The sequence below is a fragment of the Brevibacillus reuszeri genome (assembly GCF_001187725.1).
GTDB classification, from domain to species: Bacteria; Bacillota; Bacilli; order Brevibacillales; family Brevibacillaceae; genus Brevibacillus; species Brevibacillus reuszeri.
Map to the genome: position 1 here is coordinate 1,173,863 of NZ_LGIQ01000005.1, position 26,866 is coordinate 1,200,728.

General features: G+C 47.9%; 26 protein-coding genes and 1 rRNA gene. 26 read left to right on the forward strand and 1 reads right to left on the reverse strand.

Features of this window, described 5'->3' with window-relative positions; translation table 11 throughout:
* Position 1: 1 nt before the first annotated feature.
* The 25 genes from floA (at position 2) to ADS79_RS09370 (ending at position 25,855) form a co-directional block, all read left to right on the forward strand.
* Entirely contained in the window at positions 2–1,006 is a 1,005-nt protein-coding gene (gene floA / locus ADS79_RS09255) for a flotillin-like protein FloA (protein WP_049738100.1), read from the forward strand.
* A gap of 11 nt (positions 1,007–1,017) precedes the next feature.
* Positions 1,018–1,518 carry a hypothetical protein gene (locus ADS79_RS09260; RefSeq protein ID WP_049738101.1) on the forward strand — a complete coding sequence of 167 codons (501 nt, stop codon included), beginning with the start codon at positions 1,018–1,020 and terminating at the stop codon, positions 1,516–1,518.
* A 517-nt stretch (positions 1,519–2,035) separates the two neighbouring features.
* Positions 2,036–2,332 carry a sporulation protein YqfC gene (yqfC, locus tag ADS79_RS09270; RefSeq protein ID WP_049738103.1) on the forward strand — a complete coding sequence of 99 codons (297 nt, stop codon included), beginning with the start codon at positions 2,036–2,038 and terminating at the stop codon, positions 2,330–2,332.
* 25 nt (positions 2,333–2,357) lie between these two features.
* Positions 2,358–3,572, forward strand: coding sequence for a sporulation protein YqfD (gene yqfD, locus ADS79_RS09275; protein ID WP_049738104.1), 1,215 nt, complete (start codon positions 2,358–2,360; stop codon positions 3,570–3,572).
* A gap of 38 nt (positions 3,573–3,610) precedes the next feature.
* Positions 3,611–4,582 carry a PhoH family protein gene (locus tag ADS79_RS09280; protein ID WP_049738105.1) on the forward strand — a complete coding sequence of 324 codons (972 nt, stop codon included), beginning with the start codon at positions 3,611–3,613 and terminating at the stop codon, positions 4,580–4,582.
* 9 nt (positions 4,583–4,591) lie between these two features.
* Complete coding sequence (ybeY, locus tag ADS79_RS09285; protein ID WP_174769654.1) at positions 4,592–5,095, forward strand: rRNA maturation RNase YbeY; 504 nt, start codon at positions 4,592–4,594, stop codon at positions 5,093–5,095.
* A gap of 9 nt (positions 5,096–5,104) precedes the next feature.
* Positions 5,105–5,482 carry a diacylglycerol kinase family protein gene (locus ADS79_RS09290; RefSeq protein ID WP_049738107.1) on the forward strand — a complete coding sequence of 126 codons (378 nt, stop codon included), beginning with the start codon at positions 5,105–5,107 and terminating at the stop codon, positions 5,480–5,482.
* Positions 5,483–5,551: 69 nt separating this feature from the next.
* The gene (locus ADS79_RS09295) at positions 5,552–5,950 is read left to right on the forward strand and encodes a cytidine deaminase (protein ID WP_049738108.1); all 399 of its coding nucleotides are present in this window, start codon (positions 5,552–5,554) and stop codon (positions 5,948–5,950) included.
* Positions 5,943–6,860: a GTPase Era gene (era, locus tag ADS79_RS09300; RefSeq protein WP_049738109.1), complete on the forward strand. Its 918-nt coding sequence runs from the start codon at positions 5,943–5,945 to the stop codon at positions 6,858–6,860. The genes ADS79_RS09295 and era overlap by 8 nt, the downstream gene beginning before the upstream one ends.
* Positions 6,861–6,960: 100 nt before the next feature.
* Positions 6,961–7,116 carry a YqzL family protein gene (locus tag ADS79_RS34220; RefSeq protein ID WP_084765734.1) on the forward strand — a complete coding sequence of 52 codons (156 nt, stop codon included), beginning with the start codon at positions 6,961–6,963 and terminating at the stop codon, positions 7,114–7,116.
* Positions 7,107–7,883 (forward strand): DNA repair protein RecO, encoded by a 777-nt coding sequence (gene recO / locus ADS79_RS09305; RefSeq protein ID WP_049738110.1) that lies wholly within the window; start codon positions 7,107–7,109, stop codon positions 7,881–7,883. Before ADS79_RS34220 ends, recO begins: the two co-directional genes overlap by 10 nt.
* 435 nt (positions 7,884–8,318) lie before the next feature.
* Positions 8,319–9,251, forward strand: a complete 933-nt coding sequence (gene glyQ / locus ADS79_RS09310) for a glycine--tRNA ligase subunit alpha (protein ID WP_084765736.1) — start codon at positions 8,319–8,321, stop codon at positions 9,249–9,251.
* On the forward strand, positions 9,244–11,313 hold the full coding sequence (glyS, locus tag ADS79_RS09315; protein WP_049738111.1) for a glycine--tRNA ligase subunit beta: 2,070 nt from the start codon (positions 9,244–9,246) through the stop codon (positions 11,311–11,313). Before glyQ ends, glyS begins: the two co-directional genes overlap by 8 nt.
* 121 nt (positions 11,314–11,434) lie before the next feature.
* The gene (gene ccpN / locus ADS79_RS09320; RefSeq protein ID WP_049738112.1) at positions 11,435–12,079 is read left to right on the forward strand and encodes a transcriptional regulator CcpN; all 645 of its coding nucleotides are present in this window, start codon (positions 11,435–11,437) and stop codon (positions 12,077–12,079) included.
* Between the two features lie 11 nt (positions 12,080–12,090).
* On the forward strand, positions 12,091–12,927 hold the full coding sequence (locus tag ADS79_RS09325; RefSeq protein WP_049738113.1) for a pyruvate, water dikinase regulatory protein: 837 nt from the start codon (positions 12,091–12,093) through the stop codon (positions 12,925–12,927).
* A gap of 201 nt (positions 12,928–13,128) precedes the next feature.
* Positions 13,129–14,991, forward strand: a complete 1,863-nt coding sequence (dnaG, locus tag ADS79_RS09330) for a DNA primase (protein ID WP_049738114.1) — start codon at positions 13,129–13,131, stop codon at positions 14,989–14,991.
* Between the two features lie 34 nt (positions 14,992–15,025).
* Positions 15,026–16,156 carry an RNA polymerase sigma factor RpoD gene (rpoD, locus tag ADS79_RS09335; protein WP_049738115.1) on the forward strand — a complete coding sequence of 377 codons (1,131 nt, stop codon included), beginning with the start codon at positions 15,026–15,028 and terminating at the stop codon, positions 16,154–16,156.
* Positions 16,157–16,245: 89 nt separating this feature from the next.
* Positions 16,246–17,169 carry a hypothetical protein gene (locus tag ADS79_RS09340; protein WP_049738116.1) on the forward strand — a complete coding sequence of 308 codons (924 nt, stop codon included), beginning with the start codon at positions 16,246–16,248 and terminating at the stop codon, positions 17,167–17,169.
* An 82-nt stretch (positions 17,170–17,251) separates the two neighbouring features.
* Complete coding sequence (locus ADS79_RS35600; protein WP_162839516.1) at positions 17,252–17,416, forward strand: hypothetical protein; 165 nt, start codon at positions 17,252–17,254, stop codon at positions 17,414–17,416.
* Positions 17,417–17,608: 192 nt separating this feature from the next.
* Complete coding sequence (locus tag ADS79_RS09345) at positions 17,609–18,748, forward strand: acyl-CoA dehydrogenase (protein WP_049738117.1); 1,140 nt, start codon at positions 17,609–17,611, stop codon at positions 18,746–18,748.
* A gap of 137 nt (positions 18,749–18,885) precedes the next feature.
* Positions 18,886–19,620, forward strand: a complete 735-nt coding sequence (locus tag ADS79_RS09350) for a tRNA (adenine(22)-N(1))-methyltransferase (RefSeq protein ID WP_049738118.1) — start codon at positions 18,886–18,888, stop codon at positions 19,618–19,620.
* The gene (locus tag ADS79_RS09355; RefSeq protein ID WP_049738119.1) at positions 19,596–20,711 is read left to right on the forward strand and encodes a Nif3-like dinuclear metal center hexameric protein; all 1,116 of its coding nucleotides are present in this window, start codon (positions 19,596–19,598) and stop codon (positions 20,709–20,711) included. Before ADS79_RS09350 ends, ADS79_RS09355 begins: the two co-directional genes overlap by 25 nt.
* 46 nt (positions 20,712–20,757) lie before the next feature.
* Positions 20,758–22,758 (forward strand): S-layer homology domain-containing protein, encoded by a 2,001-nt coding sequence (locus ADS79_RS09360; protein ID WP_049738120.1) that lies wholly within the window; start codon positions 20,758–20,760, stop codon positions 22,756–22,758.
* Positions 22,755–24,248, forward strand: a complete 1,494-nt coding sequence (locus ADS79_RS09365; RefSeq protein ID WP_049738121.1) for a S41 family peptidase — start codon at positions 22,755–22,757, stop codon at positions 24,246–24,248. The genes ADS79_RS09360 and ADS79_RS09365 overlap by 4 nt, the downstream gene beginning before the upstream one ends.
* A 122-nt stretch (positions 24,249–24,370) precedes the next feature.
* Positions 24,371–25,855 (forward strand): alkaline phosphatase family protein, encoded by a 1,485-nt coding sequence (locus ADS79_RS09370; protein WP_049738122.1) that lies wholly within the window; start codon positions 24,371–24,373, stop codon positions 25,853–25,855.
* Here ADS79_RS09370 and ADS79_RS09375 read toward each other — a convergent pair.
* Positions 25,809–26,498 carry an endonuclease/exonuclease/phosphatase family protein gene (locus tag ADS79_RS09375; RefSeq protein ID WP_307725647.1) on the reverse strand — a complete coding sequence of 230 codons (690 nt, stop codon included), beginning with the start codon at positions 26,496–26,498 and terminating at the stop codon, positions 25,809–25,811. The two genes, ADS79_RS09370 and ADS79_RS09375, sit on opposite strands and share 47 nt — an antisense overlap.
* 308 nt (positions 26,499–26,806) lie before the next feature.
* Here ADS79_RS09375 and ADS79_RS09380 point away from each other — a divergent pair.
* Positions 26,807–26,866, forward strand: a 16S ribosomal RNA gene (locus ADS79_RS09380); the annotation flags it as partial.

Sequence of the window (26,866 nt, forward strand, 5' to 3'; positions counted from 1 at the left end):
AATGTTAGAAAGTGGCTTGATTCCTCTCATATTTATGGTGGCAGTAGCGATTGTCGCCCTCTCGATTTTCTTCTCGTTTGTTCCAGTGATGCTCTGGATTTCCGCCCTTGCATCAGGTGTGAACATTGGGATTATCACGCTGGTTGCGATGCGTCTGCGTCGCGTTGTACCATCCCGGATCGTGAATCCGTTGATCAAAGCTCGCAAAGCAGGCTTGCAGCTGGATACCAATCAGCTTGAAAGCCATTACCTCGCTGGTGGTAACGTAGACCGCGTTGTAGATGCACTCGTTGCTGCTCAACGTGCAGACATTCCACTCGGCTTTGAGCGTGCGGCAGCGATTGACCTCGCAGGTCGTGATGTATTACAGGCAGTACAAATGAGCGTTAACCCGAAAGTGATCGAAACACCAGTCGTAGCTGCTATGGCGAAAGACGGGATTGAGCTTCGTACAAAGGCAAAAGTAACCGTGCGTGCAAATATTGACCGACTGGTCGGTGGTGCCGGTGAAGAAACGATTATTGCCCGTGTAGGGGAAGGGATTGTCTCTACAATTGGTTCGTCCAATAGTCATAAGGATGTATTGGAAAATCCGGATTCCATTTCGAAAACTGTATTGAACAAAGGGTTGGATGCAGGAACTGCCTTTGAAATTCTCTCAATCGATATCGCTGACGTAGATGTAGGAAAAAACATCGGTGCACAGCTGCAAACGGACCAAGCGGAAGCAGACAAACGCATTGCGCAAGCGAAAGCAGAAGAGCGTCGTGCGATGGCAGTTGCAACGGAACAAGAGATGAAAGCCCGCGTACAAGAAATGAAAGCGAAAGTTGTGGAAGCCGAAGCACAAGTACCGTTGGCACTAGCAGAAGCATTGACATCCGGGAAAATGGGTGTAATGGATTACTACAACATGCAAAACATCGCGGCGGATACCCAAATGCGTCAAACCTTCGGGCATACAGGTGAGAAACAAGATCCTGTAACGCCAGACGACAAGGAATAAAGGTAATCTCTATGGATGATCTCCTAGATCTTATCTTTGACCTGATTGGTTGGGTATTGCCGCTGATTGGAAAGTTTTGGTTTGTAATCTTAGCGTATTTGGGCTATAAGGCGTTTGGGAAAGCGAGCAAGAAGGTTACCCAAGGCAAAGTCTCACCCACGCTCACACCGGTGAGTGACCCTACGAGCTTTCCAATGACGCCTACGTTTGATGAGGAAGTACGCAAGCCAGTGCGTGCCTCCGCCAAATATGAGCCGATTGAACCCGAATCTATGGAAGGAGTAGGAGTCGAGCAAGAATGGGCATTTACAGAGCCTGCTCGGGCTTCTACAGGGCCTTCACTACGATTAAACAGTGACTCCAATCAACAAGTGCTAGCAGAATCCAAACGCACTGAATCGAGTCCGCTAACTGTCGATCCCCGCGAAGGGATGAAATGGGCGCTTATTTTCGGAGAGCCGCGCTCCAAAGCACCTTATGTTTCTCCGGCTTCACGCAAAAGAAACGCATAAGATACGAAGCAAGCAGATGGACAGTTGTTCATCTGCTTTTCTTTTTGTCGAAACTTAGCGAATCTCTTGGCTTGTTCTTTGTACAGGGGTTTACTATCCTGATTATATAGAAAATTCTCCCAACAATGGGTGAAGGGTAGTGAACGAATATTGAGTCAGCAACTGTATGAGCAAATGGGTCGTTTCCGTCAAAAGGTGATTCGTCTTGTCATTTTCGAAAACAAATCGATTTATGAGACAGCAATTGCTTGCGGTTGTTCGGCGGAAAAAGTAAAACGAGTGATTAAAAAATGGAAAGCCCTTTCAAAATACAAGAGCCCAGCCTCGGCTGAGGTTATAAACAAATGATGATCGCCCTTGACGATTTCCAAAGCGTCAGGGGTCTTTTTTTGGAGTAATGCCTCTTTGTTCCGTCGCATACGCATAGGTAAGAATGGTTTTGTTCGCAGTATTTACGAAAGCGTAGCTGAATGTTAAGAGACCAGGCGCCATGCGCCGATAGAGGGGGGGCTTATCCATGAAGCGTTGGAGCCGCCGTCTGCGCCAACTGGCGGGAGGGGTGCTGGATCTGCCGCAAGATGTGGTCCTGGAAGTCCCGCGCATTACCATGATCGGTCATTTGCAAATGTATATAGAGAACCACCGGGGAGTCCTCCACTTTAGTGAAAAAGAGCTCCGCTTGCTGCTCACGAATGGTCAAATGATTGTCTCGGGTGAACAGTTGGTCATCAGGGCGATTTTGCCGGAGGAAGTGCTTTTGGAAGGAAGAATTGGCGGAGTGAAGTTTCTGGAAACTGGGCCTCAAGGCTCCTAAAACCGGGGAAGGTGGAATCATACAGATGCGAAATGGTCTGAGAGAATGGGTGGACGGACATATTACGATCACTGTGCGTGGAAAACGGTTTGAGCGATTGCTGAATATGGCTGTACGTGACGGCATCCGGATTTGGAACATTCGTAGGGTTGGCTTGGAGGTGAGCCGCTGCGACATCCTGATTCGGGATTATTTCCGTTTACGGCCGCTTTTAAAAGAGACAGGCTGCCGAAGCCATGTTGAGCATCGGGATGGTTTGCCTTTCTGGCTTCTGCGTTTGCGCAGACGTTCGGGACTAGCCATCGGTGCCGCTCTTTTTTTCATTGGATTGTACATGCTCTCTACGTTTGTGTGGAGTGTTGAAGTTAGTGGAACCAAAATGATGGATCCGCAAAGAGTGCTCCGTGCTGCAGCGGAGATTGGGATTAAAGAAGGGGCATGGAAGGTCAAACTAAAGGAACCACTGCTACTGCAAAAAGAGCTCATGAGTCTGCTGCCCGAAACGACCTGGATTGGAATCGAGATGAAAGGGACCAAAGTCAAGCTACAGGTCGTAGAAAAGGATGAGCCTGTTCTCCCGCAACCTACAAGCCCCCGTCATCTTGTTGCGAAAAAGCGGGCAGTCATTCACAAAATCCTGCCAGAAGTAGGGCGAAGTCAGGTGACGAATAATCAGGTTGTCGAAAAAGGACAGGTCCTCATTTCCGGAATTATCGGCAACGAAGCACGCCAGCAGGCGGTGTCGGCACGAGGGAAAGTACAAGGAGAAGTATGGTATATTAGCAATGCCTCTGTTCCACTTAACCAGAAGCATTATCAGCTCACGGGTGCAAAGCTGCAGCAGCAATATTTGCTGATCGGTTCCTACGCAGTGCAGATGTGGCCTTTCAAAAAGCAGTCCTTTGCGCTCTCAGAAGTCGCTGAAGAACGCTTCGTCCCCTCCTATGCTGGCTTTACTTCTCCGGTTGGCTGGAAGACGGTCACCCAAATGGAAACAGAGCCAATAACCAAACAAATGAGCGTTGAGGAAGCGACAGCATTGGCAAAAAAATTCGCCAGAGAGGATGTCTTAAAAAAGGCAGGCACAGATGCGTTCATTCAGGACGAAAAAGTTTTGCACGTCACATCAGAGAATGGTAAAGTTTACGTAAGCATTCATTTTTCCGTCATAGAAGATATTGCCGTTGAACAACCTCTAGTGGGATTACCCCAAACACCAGCGAATAACGGCAATCCATGACGAATTGCTGATAACCGTTGCAAGGAGATGGAAGCCTGTTGCACGTACAAGATGAGGTAAGAATCCCGTTTTCAGACGCATCTGAGGCCTTGCTGTTGTTTGGACCACATGACGCGTACTTGAAGCTGATTGAGGAAAAGTACTCCGCCAAAATCATGACACGAGAAGGCGAACTGGTCATTAGTGGGGACAAACCAGAGGTAGACCTGCTCACCGAGCTCATTACGATCCTGCTCCAGTTGATTCGCAGAGGAATTGCTCTGTCTGAGCGTGATATTTCTTATGCGATTATGCTGATTGACCGGGGCGAAGCGGCAGCGCTTTTGGATGTGTATGACGAAGAGGTTGCCCGCACCCAGCGAGGCAAGCTGATTCGTGCCAAGACATTGGGGCAGCGCCATTACCTGTCCGCGATCAAAAAGCACGATATCGTTTTTGGAATCGGGCCTGCGGGAACAGGGAAAACGTATTTGGCGGTCGTTACGGCAGTAGTCGCTCTGAAAAGCGGACGAGTCAAACGAATCGTTCTCACCAGACCAGCGGTAGAAGCAGGGGAGAGCCTCGGTTTTTTACCAGGGGATTTGCAGGAAAAAGTAGATCCGTATCTGCGTCCACTCTATGACGCCTTGTACGACATGCTTGGCAATGAGCAAGTTGCGAAAATGATGGAACGAGGTCTGATTGAGGTGGCTCCGCTCGCTTACATGCGCGGTCGTACACTGGAAGACTCCTTTGTCATTTTGGACGAAGCGCAAAATACCACTCCCGAGCAAATGAAAATGTTTTTGACTCGTCTCGGATTCGGTTCAAAAATGGTAATCACTGGAGATGTCACCCAGGTTGACTTGCCCAAAGGCAAAAAATCCGGCCTGCGTGAAGCTGAGCGCATCTTGAACAAGATTTCCGATGTTGCCTTTATTCATTTCCAAGAAGGAGACGTCGTGCGCCACAGTCTCGTACAAAAAATCATTTCTGCTTATGCCAAAGAAGAAGCCGATCACGGGTATTGATAAATCGCAATGAAAAAAGGAGATCGTTCATCTGTGTTAGCTGTAGAAATTCTTCATGAAGAAATCGAGCCGATTGATGAAAGCCTGCAAAATCTGTTAGTACGGTGCCTCGAAGCAGCAGCGGTTCGGGAAGAAGTGAGCGGTGAGGTCGTGGTTACACTCGTTACGAATGAGCGGATTCATGAGCTGAATCGTGATTATCGTGGCGTAGATCGCCCGACAGACGTTTTATCCTTTGCCATGAATGAGCCTGGCGAAGGAGAAATGGAGATTTTCTTCGACGAGAGCGAAGCGGACGAGGTCCCGAATATGCTGGGAGATATCATCATTTCCTTGCCAAAGGCACATGAGCAGGCAGAGGACTACGGTCATTCATTTGAGCGTGAGCTCGGTTTTCTCGTTGTCCACGGTTTCCTTCATCTTTTGGGCTACGATCATGGTACCCCCGAAGAAGAAAAAGAAATGTTTTCCCGTCAAGAAGCGGTTTTGGAGCAAATTGGCTTGACGAGGTAGGAGATTACATTGAAAGAATGGCGCCGTCTGGTGCGTAGCTTCTCCTATGCACTGCAAGGAATCGTTCATACCGTAAAGACACAGCGAAACATGCAAATCCACGTTGCCGCTGCCACACTCGTGTTGGCGGCGGCTTGGTGGCTGCAGATACCCCGCAGCGATGTTTTGCTGGTCTTTTTTTCTATCGGGCTGGTATTCTCGCTAGAGCTATTGAATACTGCGGTGGAAGCTGTTGTTGATCTCGTTTCCCCAAAGTGGCACGCCAAGGCCAAAATAGCCAAGGATGCCAGTGCTGGTGCTGTCTTGGTTGCCGCTATTTTGTCTTCAGGTATCGGAATCACGATTTTCGGTCCTCCCCTACTGAAAAAGATAGCGGACTGGATGTAGCACGGATGAACCTCCTGTAAAGGCAAACGCTCGCTATGATAGAGAATAACGATATGAGGAATGATGAGAATGGATAAACAAGCATTAATGGCTCAGGCTATTGAAGCGAGAAAGCTGGCATATGTGCCTTATTCCAACTTTCAGGTGGGAGCTGCCCTCTTGACCGACAGTGGTAAAGTATATTTGGGCGGCAATATTGAAAATGCTGCGTATTCGTTGTGTAACTGTGCAGAGCGAACAGCGTTGTTCAAAGCTTTTTCTGAAGGAGATAAAGTGTACAAGGCTATCGCCGTCGCAGCGGATACTCCGCAGGCAGTGTCTCCGTGCGGAGCGTGCCGTCAAGTCATGGCTGAGCTGTGTCCACCAGACATGGTGGTCATTTTAACGAACCTAAAGGGAGATGTTTGGGAAACGACAGTATCCGAACTGCTCCCAGGGGCTTTTACCAAGGAGGATTTACGTGGATAATCGCAAGACCAAAAAAGCATTTAAATCGGGCTTTGTTTCTATTGTGGGCAGACCCAACGTCGGTAAATCAACGTTGTTAAATCATATCGTCGGACATAAGATCGCGATCATGTCCAATAAGCCACAGACGACTCGCAATAAAATTACTGCTGTTCACACGTCCGAGGACGGACAAGTCATTTTCATCGACACACCAGGAATCCACAAGCCCCAATCGAAGTTGGGCAACTATATGGTATCCGTAGCGGAAAATACGCTCAATGAGGTTGACCTCGTCTTGTTTGTCGTAGACGCGACAGAAAAACGGGGCGCTGGTGATGAGTACATCATTGAACGACTCAAGCAAGTAAAAACACCAGTATTTTTGGTCATCAACAAGATCGACAAGGTTCATCCAGAGGCATTGTTGCCAATTATTGACGATTACCGCAAGTTGTATGATTTCAAGCAGATCGTTCCAATTTCTGCGTTGGAGGGCAATAATACAGGCTCGCTTACCGAAGCCATCATGGGTGAAATGGAAGAAGGGCCGATGTACTATCCGGCAGATCAGGTTACCGATCATCCGGAACGTTTTGTCGTTGCCGAATTGGTTCGGGAAAAAGTTCTGCATTTGACTCGTGAAGAGGTCCCTCACTCAATTGCTGTTGTAGTGGAGGAGATGAAGCGCGGAGAAAATGGGAAAACCCTTTATATTTACGCTGCAATCTATGTGGAGCGGGATTCGCAACGCGGTATTTTGATCGGAGAAAAAGGCCAGATGCTCAAAGAGATCGGACGCCGGGCTCGAAAAGATATCGAGCGTCTCATGGGAGATCAAGTCTTCCTGGAGCTGTGGATCAAAGTGAAAAAAGATTGGCGAAATCAAGAGCGGATGCTTCGCAATTTTGGTTTCTACAACGAAGAATAAGTTTTTTATTACCGTTAAAATTTCCAAGGGATAGAATAACGGGCACAGGTGATTCTAAGAAGGAAGTGGATAGACCCGATGTAGGAAAGGATGATGCTCCATGCTTCGTGACTTTTCTTGGAGAGTTTTCGCTTCAACCGGTGACATCCATGCGTATCTTCTTTACCGGGATCACCATCAAGCGGATGGGATCACTGAAGATACCTCGCTTGAGTTTGCCCAGGAAGAATTGGGTGACACGCAGGCATGCTTGTAAAGTGGGAAGGAATCGTCATCCGCAGTGTGGACTATGGTGAGTCCAGCAAAGTGGTGACATTGTTTACCCGGGAGAACGGCAAACTAGGCTTGATGGCCCGTGGCGCCAAAAAGACAAAGAGCCGTCTTGCTGCCGTCTCCCAGTTGTTTTCACATGGCTACTACTTATGCAAGGCGGGACCCGGTACGGGGATGCCTGATCTCTCCCAGGGAGATATCATGAATTCGTTCCGGGAATTGCGGCAAAGCTTGAGTACGACAGCTTATGCCGCATACATAGCAGAACTACTGGATCGCTTGACGCATGAGCGGGAACCGAATCCTTTTTTATTTCAGTTATTGCTGCAAACCTTTGGTCATCTGGACGAAGGGCGGGACCCGGAGATTCTTTGCCGAATTTTCGAGACCAAGATGCTGATGGTGGCGGGGATTTCCCCTCAGCTATCTGCATGTGTAAACTGTGGTGCGCAGCGCGAGCCCTATGCGATCAGTGTGACGCAGGGCGGATTGCTGTGCCCCGTTTGCTTGCCTTCTGATCCGTATGCGCTCGCGGTAACTGCTTCCACCTGGAAGCTGCTCAGGCTTTTCCAGGTATTTGATTTGGAACGTCTCGGTGATATTGAGGTGAAGCCAGCCACACGCAATCAACTCAAGCATGTGATACGCAGCTTCATGGATGAGCATCTGGATATCCGGCTGAAAAGTCGCGCATTTTTGGAGCAGCTGGAGAGAATGGAAAGATTGACGCAGCCTGGGCAAAGTGATTAATTGACATCCGAAAATGTTTTCGATATGATAAATACCAACTTGATATGAGAAGGATGCTATGAAGGAAAAGAGTAGTCAGTCGATGGCTGTAAGAAGCGAACCAGGGACAGTGAAAGCCTGGTCACCAAGCTGATGAAGGGCGTTCTGGAGCGTTTTGTTTGAATGGAAGGTGGGCGAACATTTGATTCGCCAAGTAGGGTGGAACCGCGAGAATCCTCTCGTCCCTACACTGTCGCTACGAGGCAGTGTAGAGGGCGGGAGGTTTTTTTACGTGTAAGAAAGTTTAAATAAGCTTGCTTAAACTTTCTGGAACGCATAACAAGGTGCCTCAGCGTCCGCATCCGGCATTACTTCGGTAAATCCTTCCGCAAAACGCGGTCGCTCCTCTTTGAGGAGGCATCGGTAAAGGTTTTTTTACTTGGAGGAGGAAAAAGCATGAAAATGACATTTCAAGACATCATTTTGACGCTGCAAAACTTTTGGGCAAAGCAAAATTGCCTGATTGTCCAGCCGTACGACGTAGAAAAAGGAGCGGGGACACTAAACCCGATGACATTCCTGCGATCGATCGGACCTGAGCCGTGGAACGTGGCATACGTAGAGCCTTCCCGTCGTCCGGCAGATGGCCGTTACGGAGAAAACCCAAACCGTTTGTACCAGCATCACCAGTTCCAGGTCATCATGAAACCATCGCCTGACAATATTCAGGAGTTGTACCTTGAAAGCTTGCGCCAGTTGGGCATTGACCCATTGGAGCATGATATTCGCTTTGTTGAGGATAACTGGGAGCATCCAGGCCTTGGTGCATGGGGACTTGGCTGGGAAGTATGGCTGGATGGAATGGAAATTACGCAGTTCACTTACTTCCAGCAAGTCGGTGGTCTGGAGTGCAAGCCGGTAGCAGTAGAGCTGACATACGGTCTGGAGCGTCTGGCTTCGTACATTCAGGAAAAAGAAAATGTGTTCGATCTGGAATGGGTGAACGGTTTTACTTACGGCGACGTGTTCCTGCAGCCAGAATACGAGCACTCCAAATACACGTTCGAGCTGTCAGATGTAGACATGCTATTTTCTCTTTACAACACTTATGAAGCCGAAGCCAAGCGCCTGATGAAAGAGCGTCTCGTATACCCGGCTTATGATTATGTATTGAAATGCTCCCATACCTTCAACCTGCTGGATGCGCGTGGTGCGATCAGCGTGACGGAGCGTACAGGCTACATTGCCCGTGTTCGCAATCTGTCCCGTGAGGTAGCGCAAACCTATTATGCAGAACGTGAGCGTCTCGGCTTCCCGCTTTTGCAAAAAGAAAACGCAAAAACGGATGATCGAGTGGTAGCAGCGAAGGGAGAGGATACGAATGAGTAAACGCGATTTGCTTGTAGAGGTCGGATTAGAGGAAATGCCTGCGCGTTTTGTTGCGCAGACTGCGGCTCAATTCAAAGAAAAAGTGGAAAAATGGCTCGCTGCTGAACGGATCCCGTTTGATCAAATTACAGCGTTGGAAACTCCTCGTCGTTTTGCTGTCCTGATCAATGGTTTGGCAGAAAAACAGCCTGACCGTAACGAAGAAGCAAAAGGGCCGGCTCGTAAAATCGCTCAGGATGAAGCAGGGAACTGGTCTAAAGCAGCACTCGGCTTTGCACGCAGCAACCATGTAGATGCTGATCAGCTCTACTTCAAAGAAGTAAACGGTATTGAATATGTCCATGCACGCAAATCAGAAGCGGGCAAAGCAACGACTGACCTGCTGCCACAGCTTGGCGATGTGATTACAAGCATGAACTTCCCGAAAAATATGCGCTGGGGAGCAAGGGATTTAAAATACGTACGTCCGATTCGTTGGCTGGTAGCCCTGTTTGGCGAAGAGCTGATTTCGTTGGAGGTGGCAGGTGTACAGAGCGGTCGCATCTCTCGCGGACACCGTTTCCTGGGTATGGAGGTTGAAATTAGCCACCCTGGCGAATATGTAAGCAAGCTTGCTGAGCAGCATGTGCTCGTGAACCCGGAAGAGCGCCGTGCGATCATCGTAGAACAGATCAAGCGGATGGAACAGGAAAATGGCTGGAATATCCCGATGGACGAAGGTCTGCTCGATGAGGTTGTTCATCTGGTTGAATACCCGACGGCTCTCTACGGAACATTCGAGGAAGAGTTCCTCACAATTCCGCGTGAGGTGCTGGTGACCTCCATGCGTGAGCATCAGCGCTACTTCCCGGTGGAGAATGCAAGTGGCCAGCTGCTGAATCATTTTGTCACTGTCCGTAATGGTGACAGCCGTGCATTGGAAAACGTAGCAAAAGGAAACGAGAAAGTGCTCCGTGCACGTCTCTCTGATGCTCGCTTCTTCTATGTCGAAGATCAAAAGCTGACGATTGAGAGCTGCCTGAAGCGCTTGGAAACCATTGTTTTCCATGAGGAATTGGGTACGATCGGAGATAAAGTACGCCGCGTGCGCAAGACAGCGGAGCAAATTGGAGCCAAGCTGGGAATCAGTCAGGAAGAAGCGAAGCAAGTGGATCGAATCGCTGAAATCTCCAAATTTGACCTGGTAACCAATATGGTTGGCGAGTTCCCTGAGCTGCAAGGTATTATGGGTGAAGACTACGCCCGCAAGGCTGGCGAGAACGAGCTCGTAGCAAGTGGAGTATTCGATCATTACCTGCCGCGTTTTGCCGGTGACAAGATGCCGCTATCTGCACAAGGCGCCATTGTCAGCATGGCTGACAAGCTGGACACGATCATTGGCTGCTTCTCGATCGGGATCGTACCGACGGGTTCTCAGGACCCTTACGGACTTCGCCGGATGGCAGCAGCGATCGTATCCATTCTGGTGGAGCGTGATTGGCAGCTATCCTTGGAACAGCTGTGGGATGCAGCATTGGAAACATACGCAGCCCAAGGTGTCACGAAACGATCGGCAGATGAAGTGAAGAAAGATCTGGTTGATTTCTTCGCACTGCGCCTGAAAAACGTTTTGCAAGACAATCATGTACGTTATGATGTGATCGATGCCGTACTGTCTGCTGATCTGACACTCGTACCAGAAGTTCTGGCAAAAGCAAAGGCACTGATGACGGCTGTTCAGGATGAAGAATTCAAGCTGATTGTCGAACAATTCAATCGCGTGAACAACTTGGCGCAAAAAGCGGAAGCGGATCATGTCGATGAAGCTTTGTTCGCAGAGGAAGTAGAACGTGCACTGTACCAGGCGTACTTGTCCGTCTCCCAAGAAGTTAATGGTCTTGCCGATCAGGAAAAGGTACTGCACACCTTGTCTACCTTGCGTGAACCGATCAAGGCGTTCTTTGATCAAGTAATGGTAATGGCAGAAGACCAAGCAGTTCGAGCGAACAGATTGGGACTTTTGCTCCGACTCTCCCGCCTCATTTTTGGCTATGCAGACTTTGCAAAGGTTGTATTCGCGTAACTGAAATCGTTGGTGCCCCTCGTCTAAATTAGGCGGTGGCACCTTTTTTCCGCGCGAAAGAAGGAATATCCGGTCGAATAGAGTAATACTAGGAAGAGGAAAAGACTAAAGGCCGGGGTGATTGGTCATCGAGCTTACTAAAAGACAAGAGCAAATCTTACAGATAGTGAAGGATGATGGACCGATAACCGGGGAACACATCGCAGAAAGGCTGCATTTAACCAGAGCCACACTGCGCCCCGATCTCTCCATCCTCACTATGTCAGGATATTTAGAAGCCAGACCTCGGGTCGGGTATTTTTATGCCGGCAGACCCGCGAGTTCAGTGATTAGTGAACGGCTTCACAAGCTTCTCGTAAACGACTACAAGGCGGTACCCATCGTGGTCTCCGAATCCGCTTCCGCCTATGATGCGATTGTTACCCTCTTCCTGGAGGATGTCGGCACGTTGTTCGTCGTTAATCAAAAAGGCTACTTGGCTGGCGTCATATCACGAAAAGACCTTTTGCGTGCCTCACTGGGCAACAAGACGCTTGAAGATGTGCCGGTTGGTATCATCATGTCTCGAATGCCCAATATCATTACATGCGCGCCAGAGGAAAGCTTGTATGCAGCAGCGAAAAAGCTGATTGATTTTCAAATTGACTCACTGCCTGTAGTTCGGCCAAGCGAGGAAGATCCCAAGTTTATGGAACTAACTGGGAGAGTCACCAAGACGACGATAGCCAAAGCGTTTGTGGAATTGGGCAGCGAACCGAAAGTGTAGGAGGAGAAGCGATGCAAGTAAATCAACAAGGACAGCTCATCTACGTAGTCTCAGACTCCATCGGTGAAACGGCCGAGCTTGTTGTCCGGGCAGGAGCTAGTCAATTCGATCGCTTTATGATCGATGTACAAAAATATCCTTACATAGAAGACAAGGATTCTATTGACGAAATCATTGCCTCTGCCAAGGAATCAAAGGCCATGATCGTCTTTACGCTGGTCATCCCTGAGTTGAATGCGTATATCACCAAACAGGCTGCGCTCCACGGGATTCCGGCAATTGATGTGATGGGACCCCTCATGCAAACGCTTCAAGGCATGCTGAAGGAGCCACCAACCGGCAAACCGGGGCTGGTTCGCCGCCTAGACGAAGAATATTTCCGCAAGGTAGATGCGATTGAGTTTGCCGTTAAATACGACGATGGACGTGATCCGCGAGGCCTTTTGCGGGCGGATGTTGTTTTGATCGGTGTATCACGTACATCCAAGACGCCATTGTCCATGTATTTGGCAAACAAGCGTCTAAAGGTAGCCAACGTCCCGCTCGTTCCAGAGGTTGAGCCACCGGAAGAGTTGTTCCAGCTGCCCGTGGAGCGTTGTATCGGACTGACGATCAATCCGGAGCAGCTGAACGGAATTCGCACCGAACGGCTAAAAGCACTCGGGTTGACCGCACAAGCCAATTACGCCAATCTCGACCGAATTACGGAAGAGCTGGCGTATTCGAAAAAAATTATCGACCGATTGGGATGTACAGTGATTGACGTTTCCAACAAGGCGGTAGAAGAAACGGCGAATATCATTTTGGAGATGATTCGCAAAAACAACCTTCGCAGCGAAAGAAAATAGGTCAAAAGAAGGAATTTGCCGTTTTTTGTAGAAAACGTGTAGCAAGGATCAACGAACACGAGAGTCCACCCGCGTTTATTGCTCGCGGAAATGTGGAAAAGTAGAAAAGAAGAAAAGAAGTTTGATCTAAAGAAGGAAATTGACGAATTTTGACGAACTAAATAATCTCATCGTGCGATTCTCCTTAAAAGGTGGATAGACATGACTGGTCCCACTTCAGATGAATTTGTAAATCAAGTGCGTGCCGCTGTCGACATCGTAGACGTTGTAGGAGAGTACGTTCAACTGAGAAAAAGCGGTCGTGCCTTTGTTGGGCTTTGTCCGTTTCACTCTGAAAAGAGCCCTTCCTTCAACGTAAATGCAGAGCGACAGTTTTTTCATTGCTTTGGCTGTGGAGCAGGTGGGGATATCTTTTCCTTTTTAATGAAGCTGGAGCAATTGTCTTTTCCCGAAGCACTTCATAAATTGGCGGATCGTGCCGGGATCGCAGTGCCTCAGACACAGCAAGAAGAAGATACTCCGGAAAAGCGCGCGAAGCAGGCCATGCAGGAAGCACATCAGCTTGTTTCAAAGCTTTACCACTATGTTCTGACAAAAACCCCCTACGGTGTAGAAGCGATGAAGTACCTCGCCAATCGCGGGATGTCAGAGCAGACCCTTGTGGAGTATCAAATAGGGTTTGCCCCGGATTCATGGGATTTTGTTACGCAGTTTTTGAAAAAGAGGCGGTTTTCCCAGGAATTGATGGTGGAGGCAGGACTCTTGGCAAAAAGCGAGGCGGGGAAAATTTTTGACCGTTTTCGCGGCCGTGTCATGTTCCCGATCCAGGATTCCCAAGGAAATGTCATCGGATTTGGTGGGCGATTATTAGGCGGGTCACAGCCCAAATCACAACCGAAGTACCTCAACAGCCCGGAAAGCCTTCTGTTCAATAAAAGTGCAACCCTTTTCAATTTGCATCGTGCCCGCCCATACATAAGAAAGAGAAAGCAGGCACTGCTGTTTGAAGGGTATGTCGATGTGATCTCGACATGGCAGGCAGGCTTTACGCAAGGCATTGCTACTTTGGGAACTGCCTTGACTGAACAGCAAGCACGAATCATACGACGAAACGTGGATTCAGTTGTTCTCTGCTACGATGGAGACGCTGCCGGTCAAGAAGCAACCAGTAAGGCCATACATGTTTTGCAGCAGGCTGGTTTGACTGTACGGGTCGCTCCATTGCCACAAGGCTCAGACCCGGATGATTACATTCGCCAGCATGGAGCTGAAGCGTTTTCGCAGCAAGTATTGTTACAAGCGATGCCGGTTACCGCATTTCGTTTGAAACAATTGCGAAGCCAGTACGTAATAAAAGATGAGACAGATAAAACACGCTTGATCGCAAAAGCGGTAGAAATCATCAACGAACTGGACAGCCCAGTGGAACGGGATTTGTATCAACGGCAATTGGCAGAAGAATATTCCCTGACTCTCGGTGATCTCAAATGGGAGTCCAAGCGTGTCTATAATCAGCAAAAAAGTGAGCGCCAAAGGGATAAAGTATCGCCAGCATGGAATAATAGTATAAATAATGGCAAAGTTACGCTCGCAAAATCACTGCCGCCCGCTTACCATACGGCTGAGCGCATGCTGCTATACTACATGATGCGTGATGAAGAAATTGCTCTGCGCGTCCAAACAGAATGCAGCGCCCACTTCCAAGTGGACGAACATGATGCGCTGGCTGCCTACCTGTACGCCTACTACGCAGAGGGAAACCCGGAAGACCCTGGAAAGTTTATACATTTTGTGCAAGACGATTCGTTAAAGCAATTAGCCTCGGGATTGGCCATGATGGAGTGCAAGGAAGACGTATCTGAGTTAGAGATCGGTGACTACATCAAACAAGTGAATAACTACCCGAAGCGTGCCGAGTTGGAACGATTGCGCGAAGAGCAGCGGAGCTTACACCTCCAAGCGGCCGCAGCGGACAGCGAGGATGCGCGCAAACAACTGGAAATTCAAGCAGCCGTCACAGGGATGAAGATTCTTGAATTGGAAAATGCTTTAAAAGAAGGGTAGCTTCAGATCATTCCCGGGGAAGGAGGGATAGTAGATGAACAAGCAAAATATCACTTCTGACATGGAAGCAATGTCCATCGAACAAGTGAAGGAACAGTTGGTCGAATTAGGCAAGAAACGCGGCGTTTTGTCGTATAAGGAAATTACTGATCGCCTCTCTGGATTCGAGCAGGATTCAGATCAAATGGATGAGTTCTTTGAATACCTGGGTGATCAAGGCATTGAGATAAACAACAATGAAAACGATGATGACGACGATGAGGTCGATCAAATGGTCATCAAAGACGACGACAACGAGGAATTCGACTTTGACGATCTCTCCGTTCCACCAGGAATCAAGATCAATGACCCCGTAAGAATGTATCTGAAAGAAATCGGTCGTGTTCCTCTGCTCTCCGCTGAAGAGGAGATTAAACTTGCCCAGCGCATTGAGCAGGGCGATGAGGAAGCGAAACGACGTCTTGCAGAAGCTAACCTCCGATTGGTGGTTTCCATTGCCAAGCGCTATGTTGGTCGCGGTATGCTGTTCCTTGACTTGATCCAGGAAGGGAATATGGGTCTGATTAAAGCGGTAGAAAAATTTGACTACCGTAAAGGCTACAAGTTCAGTACGTACGCTACATGGTGGATTCGTCAGGCCATTACTCGTGCGATTGCTGACCAGGCACGGACGATTCGGATTCCTGTTCACATGGTAGAAACCATTAACAAATTGATACGTGTATCGCGCCAGCTTCTCCAAGAGCTCGGTCGTGAACCGATGCCGGAAGAGATTGCTGAAAAAATGGATCTGACTCCGGAAAAAGTACGTGAAATCATGAAAATTGCTCAAGAGCCTGTATCGTTGGAGACGCCGATCGGGGAAGAAGATGATTCCCATTTGGGAGACTTTATCGAGGATCAGGATGCTCTGGAACCATCCGATGCTGCGGCTTATGAGCTGTTAAAAGAACAATTGGAAGACGTTCTGGATACATTGACAGACCGTGAAGAAAACGTATTGCGTCTTCGTTTTGGTCTTGATGATGGGCGCACGCGTACGTTGGAAGAAGTGGGGAAAGTATTTGGCGTGACCCGTGAACGGATTCGTCAAATCGAGGCAAAAGCCCTGCGTAAACTTCGTCATCCAAGCAGAAGCAAGCGCTTAAAAGATTTCTTGGAATAACCGATATATAGTATGTGGCCTACGTTAGCCGACGTAGGCTTTTCTTTTTGATACCCGACAGTAGCTGTCGATAGTAAGGAGGGGCCGCGTTGGACGACCAGCGCAAACGAACCATCATAGCCGAAATTGAAAATTGGCGACGCAATAACTTGCTGCCTGAACATTACTGCATCTTCCTGTTAAACCTGTATACAGAAGGTGATCGTCCACAAACTCCAGCTCCTGCAGCACGGGGAGATAGAAGAGGATCAAGCTCCGATACAGGAGCAGGTACAGCTACCGGAAAGGGAAGTGCAGCATCAACAGCTTACGCCTACGAATCAAGACCTATTTCTCCTGTCACGGGGAAAATGGTGTTAGCATGGCTCCTCGGCGCATTTGTGATTGCAGGATTGATCTTGCTTGCTTTTCATTTTAACCGTTTTCAAACCCCAATGCAAATTACCATCTTTGCCTGCTTTGCTCTTGTTTTCTATATTCTGGGATTTGCATTTCGCAGATCAGCGCCTCCTTTGACCCATTTATTTCTGGGTCTTTCGTTCCTGATATTGATTGCAGGTGGCATTTATTGCATCAAGCAGCTCAATGGTTCTCTACCTTTGATCCTCGTATATTTAGGGATCATTTGCATTCTGCTTAGCATGAGTGCATTCGTCTTCGGGTTCTCCTATTTGCTGTACTGTGGCATGTTTGGGCTCGCCATCTTGTATGGGGTAGCGACTGTCCACCGTGTGGGTGAAGACTATTCGTGGTGGAAGTCTGAGCTGTATTGGGTTCCATTGGCATGTCTCTTGACAGGGATGGGGTTTTTGATGAATGCGGGGAATCCCAAATGGGCTGGCGTATTCGCTGTTTGCGGTCTGATGGCATTTTTTGGTGCGGAAATTCAGTCGCTATACATTCCAGAAGTCAAACGCGATGTGATTCAGCTGCTTTTGTTTATCAAAGTGTTTATTGCATCGGCTTTCTTTTTCGTCACGAGAGGCTATTGGTACAAATGGCTTCGTCTTTAAAATCGATGCAGCGTAGACAAGATTCGTTTTCCTTCACCCTCTGGTCTGGTAAAATGAGAAATGAGAAAAATGGGGGGATTGGATGAACAGCAACATAAAGGTATTGATGGGAATTTTGCTCGCAGCCGTTTTTCTCGGGGGAGAAGGAGCAGCGCAGCTGATGGGTGTTCATACGTATTATATCGGATACATATTGGGAGCCGTTTCGTTTTTGGGAGCGGTTTTGCTAGGAGCACGCCGACGCTAGGCGTGCTTTTTTGCGCTTAAAAAGATGCATTTTTCTATTTGCTTCTGTGATAACTAAAGTTTTTCGAAAAGAAAACAGACAGAATAGCAAAACGTGGTGTATAATGGTAAGAGAATTCTGAACAAACGCTCAGTCATAATTGTGCGAATCTTGTTAAATCTAAACTAAAGCGTTTTCAAGGGGGCTTTATTCATGAACTTCGATTTGACTTCCGAACAGCAAATGCTTAAGAAAATGATGCGGGAATTTGCCGATGAAGTAGTAGCGCCTGGAGCAGATGAACGTGATCAAACCAAACAATTTCCTGTCGAAATATTCAAGCAGATGGCAGAGCTGAATCTGATGGGACTTCCATTCTCTGAAGAGTACGGAGGTGCCGGTGCTGACTCTGCCAGCTTTGCGATTGTAGTAGAAGAGCTGAGCCGTGCATGCGGATCTACCGGGATTACTTACTCCGCTCATATTTCCCTGGGAGGAGCGCCTTTGTCTCTATTTGGTACCGAAGAGCAGAAGCATAAATATTTGAGCAAAGTTTGTTCTGGTGAGAGCCTCGGTGCATTCGGATTAACAGAGCCTAATGCAGGGTCGGATGCAGGCGGAACTCGGACAAATGCTGTGCTGCAAGATGGGGGATGGGTGATCAATGGCTCCAAATGCTTTATCACGAATGCTTCCCATGCTTCGTTTCTTGCCTTGACAGCCGTTACCGATAAAGAAAAAGGCTCACGCGGTATTACGGCGTTTATCGTACCTACCGATGCACCTGGTTTTACTGTAGTAGACAATTACGAAAAGCTGGGCTTGCATAGCTCCAACACGACCGAGCTTATTTTAGAAAATGTACGTGTACCTGAGGAAAACATGCTCGGAAAAGAAGGGGAAGGCTTCAAGCAATTCCTGATCACGCTCGATGGTGGGCGTATCGGGATCGGTGCTATGGCAGTCGGGATTGCCCAGGCAGCTCACGATAAAGCACTGCAATATGCCAAGCAGCGGACAGCTTTTGGCAATTCATTAAGTCAATTCCAGGCGATTCAACACAAACTGGCTGACATGGCGATGCAAATTGAGCTTGCCCGCAACATGGTCTACAAAGCAGCATGGTTAAAAGATAACGGAAGAAAGTTTACAAAAGAAGCTGCGATGGCAAAGCTTTATGCGTCCGAGGTTGCCATGTCCGCTACACACCAGGCAATCCAGATTCATGGAGGCTACGGCTATATGCGTGAATATCAAGTGGAGCGCTTTTTCCGTGATGCCCGTCTCTTGGAAATTGGTGAGGGGACGTCTGAGATTTTGCGCAATGTCATCGCCCGTGAGATAGGTTGCTAATCAACGATTATAAGAGATCCCCGCTGATGGATGAGGCGGGGATTTTGTCGTTCTTTGCTGCTGTGTTGTCATGTATTTTGCATTTCGCAATTGCTGGGTAATAGGGTAAAATAGAGAAACGGAAGGTGAAGATACAGATGACATCAGTAACAATATCCAAGCGGCTGCAAACGATTGCCCGCTATTGCCCGGAGGGAGCACGTGTTGCCGATATCGGCTCAGACCATGCGTTGCTGGCTTCTTATTTACTAGTAAAAGGGATTGCCTCCCATGTTATTGCTGGGGAGCTGAATGAGGGTCCTTACCAGGCGGCTCTCAAACAAATACATACGTTACAGGAAGGACATCGTGCTTCTGTCAGAAAAGGTGACGGACTGGCAGTGCTTCGTTCCGGAGAAGTCGATGTGATTTGTATTGCGGGCATGGGGGGACAGCTCATCTCTTCTATATTAGAAGCAGGTGCAGACAAGCTGTCTGGTGTAAAACGGCTGATTTTGCAACCAAACGTAGGTGAAGAAGTCGTTCGTCGCTGGTTCATGGACAACGGCTGGAGACTGATTGCGGAGACGATCATGGAGGAAGACGGCATCATTTACGAAATTCTCGTGGCCGAGCCTGGACACGTCACGCTTCCTTACGACGAGAAAGATCGGACGTTGGAAGAGCTTTTACGGATTGGACCGTTTTTGTGGGAAGAAAAATCTCCTGTCCTAGAGCAAAAATGGTTGAATGAACGGGAAAAGTGGCACAAGGTTCTTGCCCAGCTGCAGAAGTCTGACAAACCGGAAGCTGCTGAGCGAATCAAGCAGATACAAGCAGAAGTGAAATGGATCGATGAGGTGATTGCATGCTTGCACACGGACAAACAGTAATTCAGTATGTGGAACGTCTTGCCCCCAAGTCCTTGGCAATGGAAGGGGACAAAATTGGTCTTCATGTAGGCACCTTGCAAAAAAAGGTGAAGAAAGTGATGATCGCACTGGATGTGCTGGAATCGGTTGTCGATGAGGCAATTGCAGAAGGTGTAGACCTGATTGTTGCTCACCACGCTGTTATTTTTCGACCGCTCAAGCATATTCGTACAGACATGGCAGCAGGTCGTGTATATGAAAAGCTGATTAAGCATGATATTGCTGTCTATACAGCCCATACGAATTTGGACATTGCGGCTGGCGGGATGAATGATTGGTTGGCAGAAGCGATTGGCCTGATTGGGGTAGATGTTCTGGATGTTACCCAGCGGGACGCATGGAAAAAGCTTGTGGTCTTCGTTCCTGCTACGCATCGCGATGCTGTTTTTACGGCGGTCAGTGAAGCAGGGGCAGGTCATGTAGGCAATTATAGCCACTGTTCGTTTCAAACGGAGGGGACAGGCACCTTTGTGCCGGGGGATGGAACCACTCCTTTTATCGGTGCACAGGGGAAATTGGAAAAGGTGGAAGAGGTACGCATAGAAATGGTCGTACCAGCTTCCAGGCAATCTGCGGTAGTTAAGGCGATGCTTGCGGCTCATCCGTATGAAGAAGTTGCCTATGACATTATCCCACTTGAGCAGTCAGGTACTACATATGGTCTTGGACGAATCGGTTCTCTCCCAGAGCCGATGACTCTTCGTGAAATGGCGGAGCTGGTAAAAGAGCGCTTCTCCTTAAAAGGAGTTCGTGTAGTCGGTGATCTGGATGCGACAGTGAAGAAGGTAGCTGTGGTTGGTGGAGACGGCAGCTCGTATGTATCCAAGGCAATTTTTAAAGGAGCCGATGTCTTTTTAACAGGCGATATTGGCTACCACGTTGCCCACGATGCTCAGGCAGACGGCTTATCCATCATTGACGCCGGTCACAATATCGAAAAGATCATGAAAGAAAAGCTGGCTTCGTTTTTACAACAGCAGCTCAAAGAGAATGGCTATGAAACGGAAGTTATCGCATCTTTGCTGCACACTGATCCGTTCCAATTTGTGTAGAAGGCAGAGATACTTATCTGCCAGTTGAAGTCTAGGAGGATTTCATGTGCAAAAACTAATTCGAACTCTTACCTGTGGTCTTCTTGTTGCCACTTTGGTTACCCCCGGCTTTGCATCTGCAGCTGGGGGCTTTATGCCATACGGAGATATTAGCAAGCATTTTGCGAGAGATTCGATCATCCGCGGGGTACAAGCGGGACTTTTTGCCGCTGGACCTAATGCTCCTCTGTTTTATCCGAAGCGTGATATGACAAGAGCAGAATTTTTGGCATTAATTGATCGTCTTTACTACGGTGGACAATATCAGCTTTATCCGTTGACTTTTTTTTCTGAGCATTCCGAATGGACCAGCGCTGAAGGCTTTGATAAGCCTTATCTTCCGTATAAAGACGTCGATCGCCTGACCTGGATGTACAATCCGATTTTGCGTATTTCGTATGTTATGGACAGATTGTATGGACCGAATGCAATCCAACGAGTGTTTCCAGGGGAAAAAATGCTTCCGAACCAGCCGATTACGCAAGAAGAAGCTGCGAAAATCTTGCAAATGTTCGTGATGTCAAATGACGGTCAGCATGCCTGGGAGGATATAAAAGAATGGGGCTGGCTGGAAGGGGAAAGAACGGATCGTTTGAAGCGTGGTGAAGCAGCCGTGGCTGCTGATCGCCTGATGACCTATCTCGTCCAAGATTCGATCATGCCACTTCTCGATTACGATGGTCAAAAGTTTCCGATGGTTCCAGAGATTCAGGAGATATTTCCTCTTTTTGCAGGCTATACCAAACTGAGAACGGCAGACGAGGACAAGTATATAAATGCGGTCGAAGCGATACGTGATCATGAGGATACCGACGAAACGTTTGTTGATTTACGAAAATTGGCCAGCAACTCCTTTTCCAATCAGGTAGGTACCCATTTTTATTTGAGCTGGGACCCGAGCACGACGCTGGACGATAATTTGGATGAAGCGTTTAAAGCGATCGATGCTTATTTTGCGGACAAGATCATTTTACCTGACACTCTGCAGCTACTCGGAGCGAATGTTTATGATATTGCCTTGCAACTTGGGGGCAAAGACCAGCGTCAGTATAAGAAAGTGCTTGATCGCTTGCGTGCATATGAAACAAAGGTGAAGCCGGATTCAAAAGAGTGGGAAGCTATCAGCATTTATATGGCTGCGTTGGAGATCAAGGATGGACAGATCGAAACCGCACTGGAGCAGTACCGATTGTTCCATACATTCGAAGCAGAGGCCCTGCTAAATACGACTTACTATTTGGTTCAGGAGGGGCGAATCCAAGAAGCGGAGCAGCTGGTTGCCAATCAAAAGCCCAAAGCTTCAGATATTCGAATGGTCCAGCTGGTTCGCCTGCTCAAGCAGGATATTGAATCGTTGAAGCAGCAATCCAAAATCGCTACGGATTTGGCGTTTACCTTAAGACGTCTCGATAATTCCGATTCCTATCAGGTGAAGGGCGAAGCGGTTCTGAGCGGCTTTACCTTCAAATATACACAAGATATTGATCAGCGTAACAACACCAGCAGGGTCTCAGGGTTTTATCAGTCACCGCAAAAGCTTGTTTCAGACAAGCTCGAGACCTATACCGACGGAAAAGAGCAGATTCAATATTCATATGATTCCAGTCGCGAGTCGTGGGATAAATATAAGACGAATTCACTTGATTTCTTGCACGAGTGGGTTGCCAAGCAAAGCGCAAAAGATCGTCAGAAAAATTTGCAGGCGCGCTATTACAAGCAAACGTTTGGAAACTACGACATCATTACAGAGTGGATTCCGGGACAAGTACTGGAAGAAAAGGCAAAGCAAGTATCGTTTGGCAGAGGAAAAATCAAAAATGTTCCGTTGTTTATGAATAAGTACTACATTGATCGTGACACGGATAAGCTCGTTTCGCATATATGGCGCTACGAGGAAATCTATGACAGCGATGAATATGTTGCATACTCGGGTACGGAGAACTTTGACTTTAAAACAACGGTTAAAGTTTCAATTCCAGATGAGGTTCGGAAAGGAGTGACTCCATGAAGCGCTTAACTCATTGGCTGCTTGCCGCTTTTTTACTGCTCACAGCAATTCCGGTACAGGCAGCTAGCAGTCCTTATTCGGAAGCAGAAGAAGTGTACTGGTATATCATGGATAGTCATTTAAGCAAACCGCAAGCAGGGAAGGTCGTACAGGGTGCCCTCGAAGCGATAAGCAAGCAAGCTGAACAAAAGAATATGAAGCTAACCGTTTCGCCTGAGGATGACACATGGCCAGAATTGGAACAGCGTCTCATCGAGTGGCAAAAAAAGGGTGGCTGGGATACTACAACTGTCGGTATCTGGGCTATTGATGGCATGCTATCGACCCTGGATGATCCGCATAGCATCTTCTTCACGGCTGATGAATTGCGCATGTTTCAGTCGGATGTAGAAAATCAGTTCGTTGGATTTGGCTTTCGTCTCCGTATTCAAAACGATGCGTTGATCATTCGAGAAATCATCCCGAATTCTCCGGCAGCTGCGTCTGTTTTGAAGCGTGGGGATCAACTGCTTAAGGTAGATCAGCAATCATTGGTTGGAAAAAGCTTTGAGGAAGCCTATGCCTATTTGAAAGGGAAAGAAGAAAGCGAAGCAACCCTTACTGTTTATCGTCCTTCTGAATCACGCGAATTCGTGGTCAAGCTCAAACGAGCACTGATGTCCCTTCCAGAGGCAGAAGGTCAGTTATTCACAAAAGGATCAGTGGGCTACATCAGCCTTGAAACCTTTGGCTCAGAGGGGGCCATCCAATTCCGCGACAAGCTGGAGGAGTTTAAGCGATCGGGCAAGCCGATGAATGGTTTGATTGTCGATCTTCGAGACAATGGTGGAGGATATTTGTCCACCGCTCGCGATATTGCCAGTCTGTTCATGGAGGACGGACTGTTGATGTATACTACGAATCGAAACGGTGTCGAGGTAGAGACGTGGGTACATAATGGGCGGGATATCGGAGTTCCGGTCATCATCCTGGTGAATAGTGGTACGGCTTCGGCTTCTGAGCTTTTGTCGGGTGCTTTGCGCGATCATGGTATCGCGAAGCTGGTTGGTACGAAGACGTATGGAAAAGGAAGCGCTCAGCAGGTGATTCCTCTGTCGGAAGGGGACGCCCTCAAGCTGACACTTAACGAGTATTTTACACCGAAGCATACGGTTGTAAACCACATTGGGCTTGAACCAGACATGCTTGTAGAGGACTATGCTGCACAGGTTGTCGAAGCTCTGCATGCCCTAAAGGTACGAGCATGGGAATTGAGTGACGAAGATGGAGATACCATGATCAATGGTATTCCTTTCCCAACAGTGGATCCGTTGTTTAAACAAACAGAGAGCGGCTTACAAATCCGGGCACAGGTATTGGCTCACCTCTTGGGTGACCAAACGATCAGTGAAAAGGAATATATTGCGCTGACACCATATTTGGAAAAGCATAAAGCCTTAAAGCTTACGATTGCAAATGGCGTGCGCACTCTGACATACAGCACTCCATAATAGATGAATGCCCCTTTTGCATTTTATTGCACAAGGGGCATTTCGCTTTTGTGCATAACGGGCTTCCATCCATCGAACACTAAAAGGTGCGATGACCATGACGGACGAAGGATGGCAAACGGATGAAAAAGGTAATTCTTTTCCTGATCGACTCCATGATGCCAGACGTGCTGGAGCGATGCATTGCTGCAAAGAAAGCCCCAGGCTTGCAATTTTTGATGGAAAGAAGTCAATACATCCCGGATTGTGTAACAGTTTTTCCGACGATGACGGCATCGATTGATTGCTCTTTAATTACCGGTGTCTATCCGGACGTCCATAAGATTCCGGGCCTTGTGTGGTATGACACAGAAACCAGGCAAATGATCAATTATATTAACGGGGCAATCCCGGTGCAGAAAATGGGGATTGCTCACTGTGCAAGCAATGTGCTTTTTGATCTGAATGAGCGGCATTTGAGCAGGTCGGTGAAAACGATCCATGAAGTGGTGGAAGAGAATCATCTCGTGTCTGGTTCGATTAACGTGATCGCCCACCGCGGACATAAAAAACATAAGGTTCATATGCCTCCTATGCTTGATGCGCTCACTTCTTTTCAATTGCGAGAAAAGGTAAGCGGTCCTACGATCATGAGTATGGGCACATTAGTGCGACCGGATTTGTTTCGCTCAGTTGCGTGGGACATGTCCCAAAGCGTACTCAAAGGGTATGGAATCAACGATGCATTTGCGATCGATCAGTTGATAGAGGTTATTCGTAGTGGAAAACAGCCGCACTTTACCCTGGTATATTTGCCAGAGAATGATCATAAGCTGCACAAGTCGCCGCAGGATGCAATACAGCATCTGGCTGAGGTAGACAAGGAGCTGGTGCGTTTTTTAGACAGTTTTTCCTCTTGGGAGCAGATGCTGGAGAGAAATGTTTGTATCCTGATCAGCGACCATGGTCAAACCGTTATCGGTGAAGGAGAGGAACATAATATTCCTCTGGAGCGTCTGTTGTCTGGTTTTTCTATACATGCAATAGGCAAGGTTGTGGCCCCAGAAGTAGATGTGGTGATCTGCAATAATGAAAGAATGGCGTATTTGTACGCCAAGGACCCAGATACGTTGAAAGGTATTGTAGAAGCGCTGGTTGTGGATGATCGGATTGATGTGATTGCTTGGAGAGAAAACGAAAAAATCATCGTGCGCAAAGGTGGCACGACAGAGGTGCTGCGCTTTTGGCGTGACGGAACATATCCGGATGCCTACGGGGTGAAGTGGGGAATAGAGGGTGACGTATCTGTACTAGATGTGCAGTTCGACGGAGAGCAGCTTCTCTTTGATACGTATCCAGATGCGTTTTCCCGACTATATGGTTCGTTGTTTTCGCAAAGTGGCCATGTCATTGCGATCACAGCTGCAAAGGGCTACGAAATGTTATCGGAGTATTTTCCTACCCATTTGGGAGGAGGGAGTCATGGATCTTTGCATAAGCAGGACTCTCTCATCCCGCTACTGATCGCAGGAGCGAAACATAAAATCGGTCTCCCAGCCAGGCTTGTTGATGTTAAAGACTTCATTCTGTGTGAATTGGGGATTGCAACAGCTCCAGGTCAGCAATAATCGGTACGTGATCAGACCAAGGAACGTTCGAAGTGAAGTAGCTTTTGACATGCCAATGGGGTGAAGCGAAAATATAGTCGAGTCGGCGCCGAAAAGCTGGAAGAGTGGGAAGCTGTTGCTTGCCTTGGGATGCGGCGCAATCCATCAAAATCGGTTGAAATGAAATAAGGGAAGCGTTGAAATCTCCGATGAGCAGGAGAGGGAGATTTGATTGCTGCCTGGCGAGCTTGGTTAGCAGATTCAGCTGTACGGATCGACTCGTTTGGTTGAGGCTGCAATGTGTCACCCAGACAGCAATTTCCTTTTCTCTCCAGTTGAGCGATGCCTGAAGCAAGGTCCGCTTCTCTTTTTTTGCGGGTAAGTGAATGGTTGCTGTTGTTGATGGTGTACAGGGGAGCCTGGTTAACAGCGCATTCCCATATTCGCCGTCACTGATTGGAATGGAAGGAGAGAAGGCTAGGTGATAACCGAGACTGTCCGCTAAAAAGCTGGCCTGATATCCATACTTGCTGTTTTGATGGACTTCTTGCAAGCCGATCACGTCAGGATTTAGCGCTTTTAATGTTTCTGCCATCTGGGGCAATCTTTTTCTCCACCATAAATCTCGTCCACTGTGGATGTTGTAGGTTACAATTCTTATCATGGCTCGCCCTTTTCTTTTTTCCTGATATGATTATGCTGTATTAGTATGGTCGAGCTTTCCAGTTGCCTAATCGCAGCGACCTATGCTGTATTTCAAAGTCCCGGCGATTTCTCCGGAATAAATGATCCTTTTAAAGAGTAAATTATTTATAATTTCCTGTTGCAATAGATTTTAGTCTATGCTATATTAAAAAACGTCGCCTCTGCTTGAAGCGACTCTAACTTGAAGAAATGTTCCTTGAAAACCGGATAGAAACAATCTGTGAAAATAAGCTTGTGTTTTACTTGAAGTCAGATTCATTTTCCACTTTATTGGAGAGTTTGATCCTGGCTCAGGACGAACGCTGGCGGCGTGCCTAATACATGCAA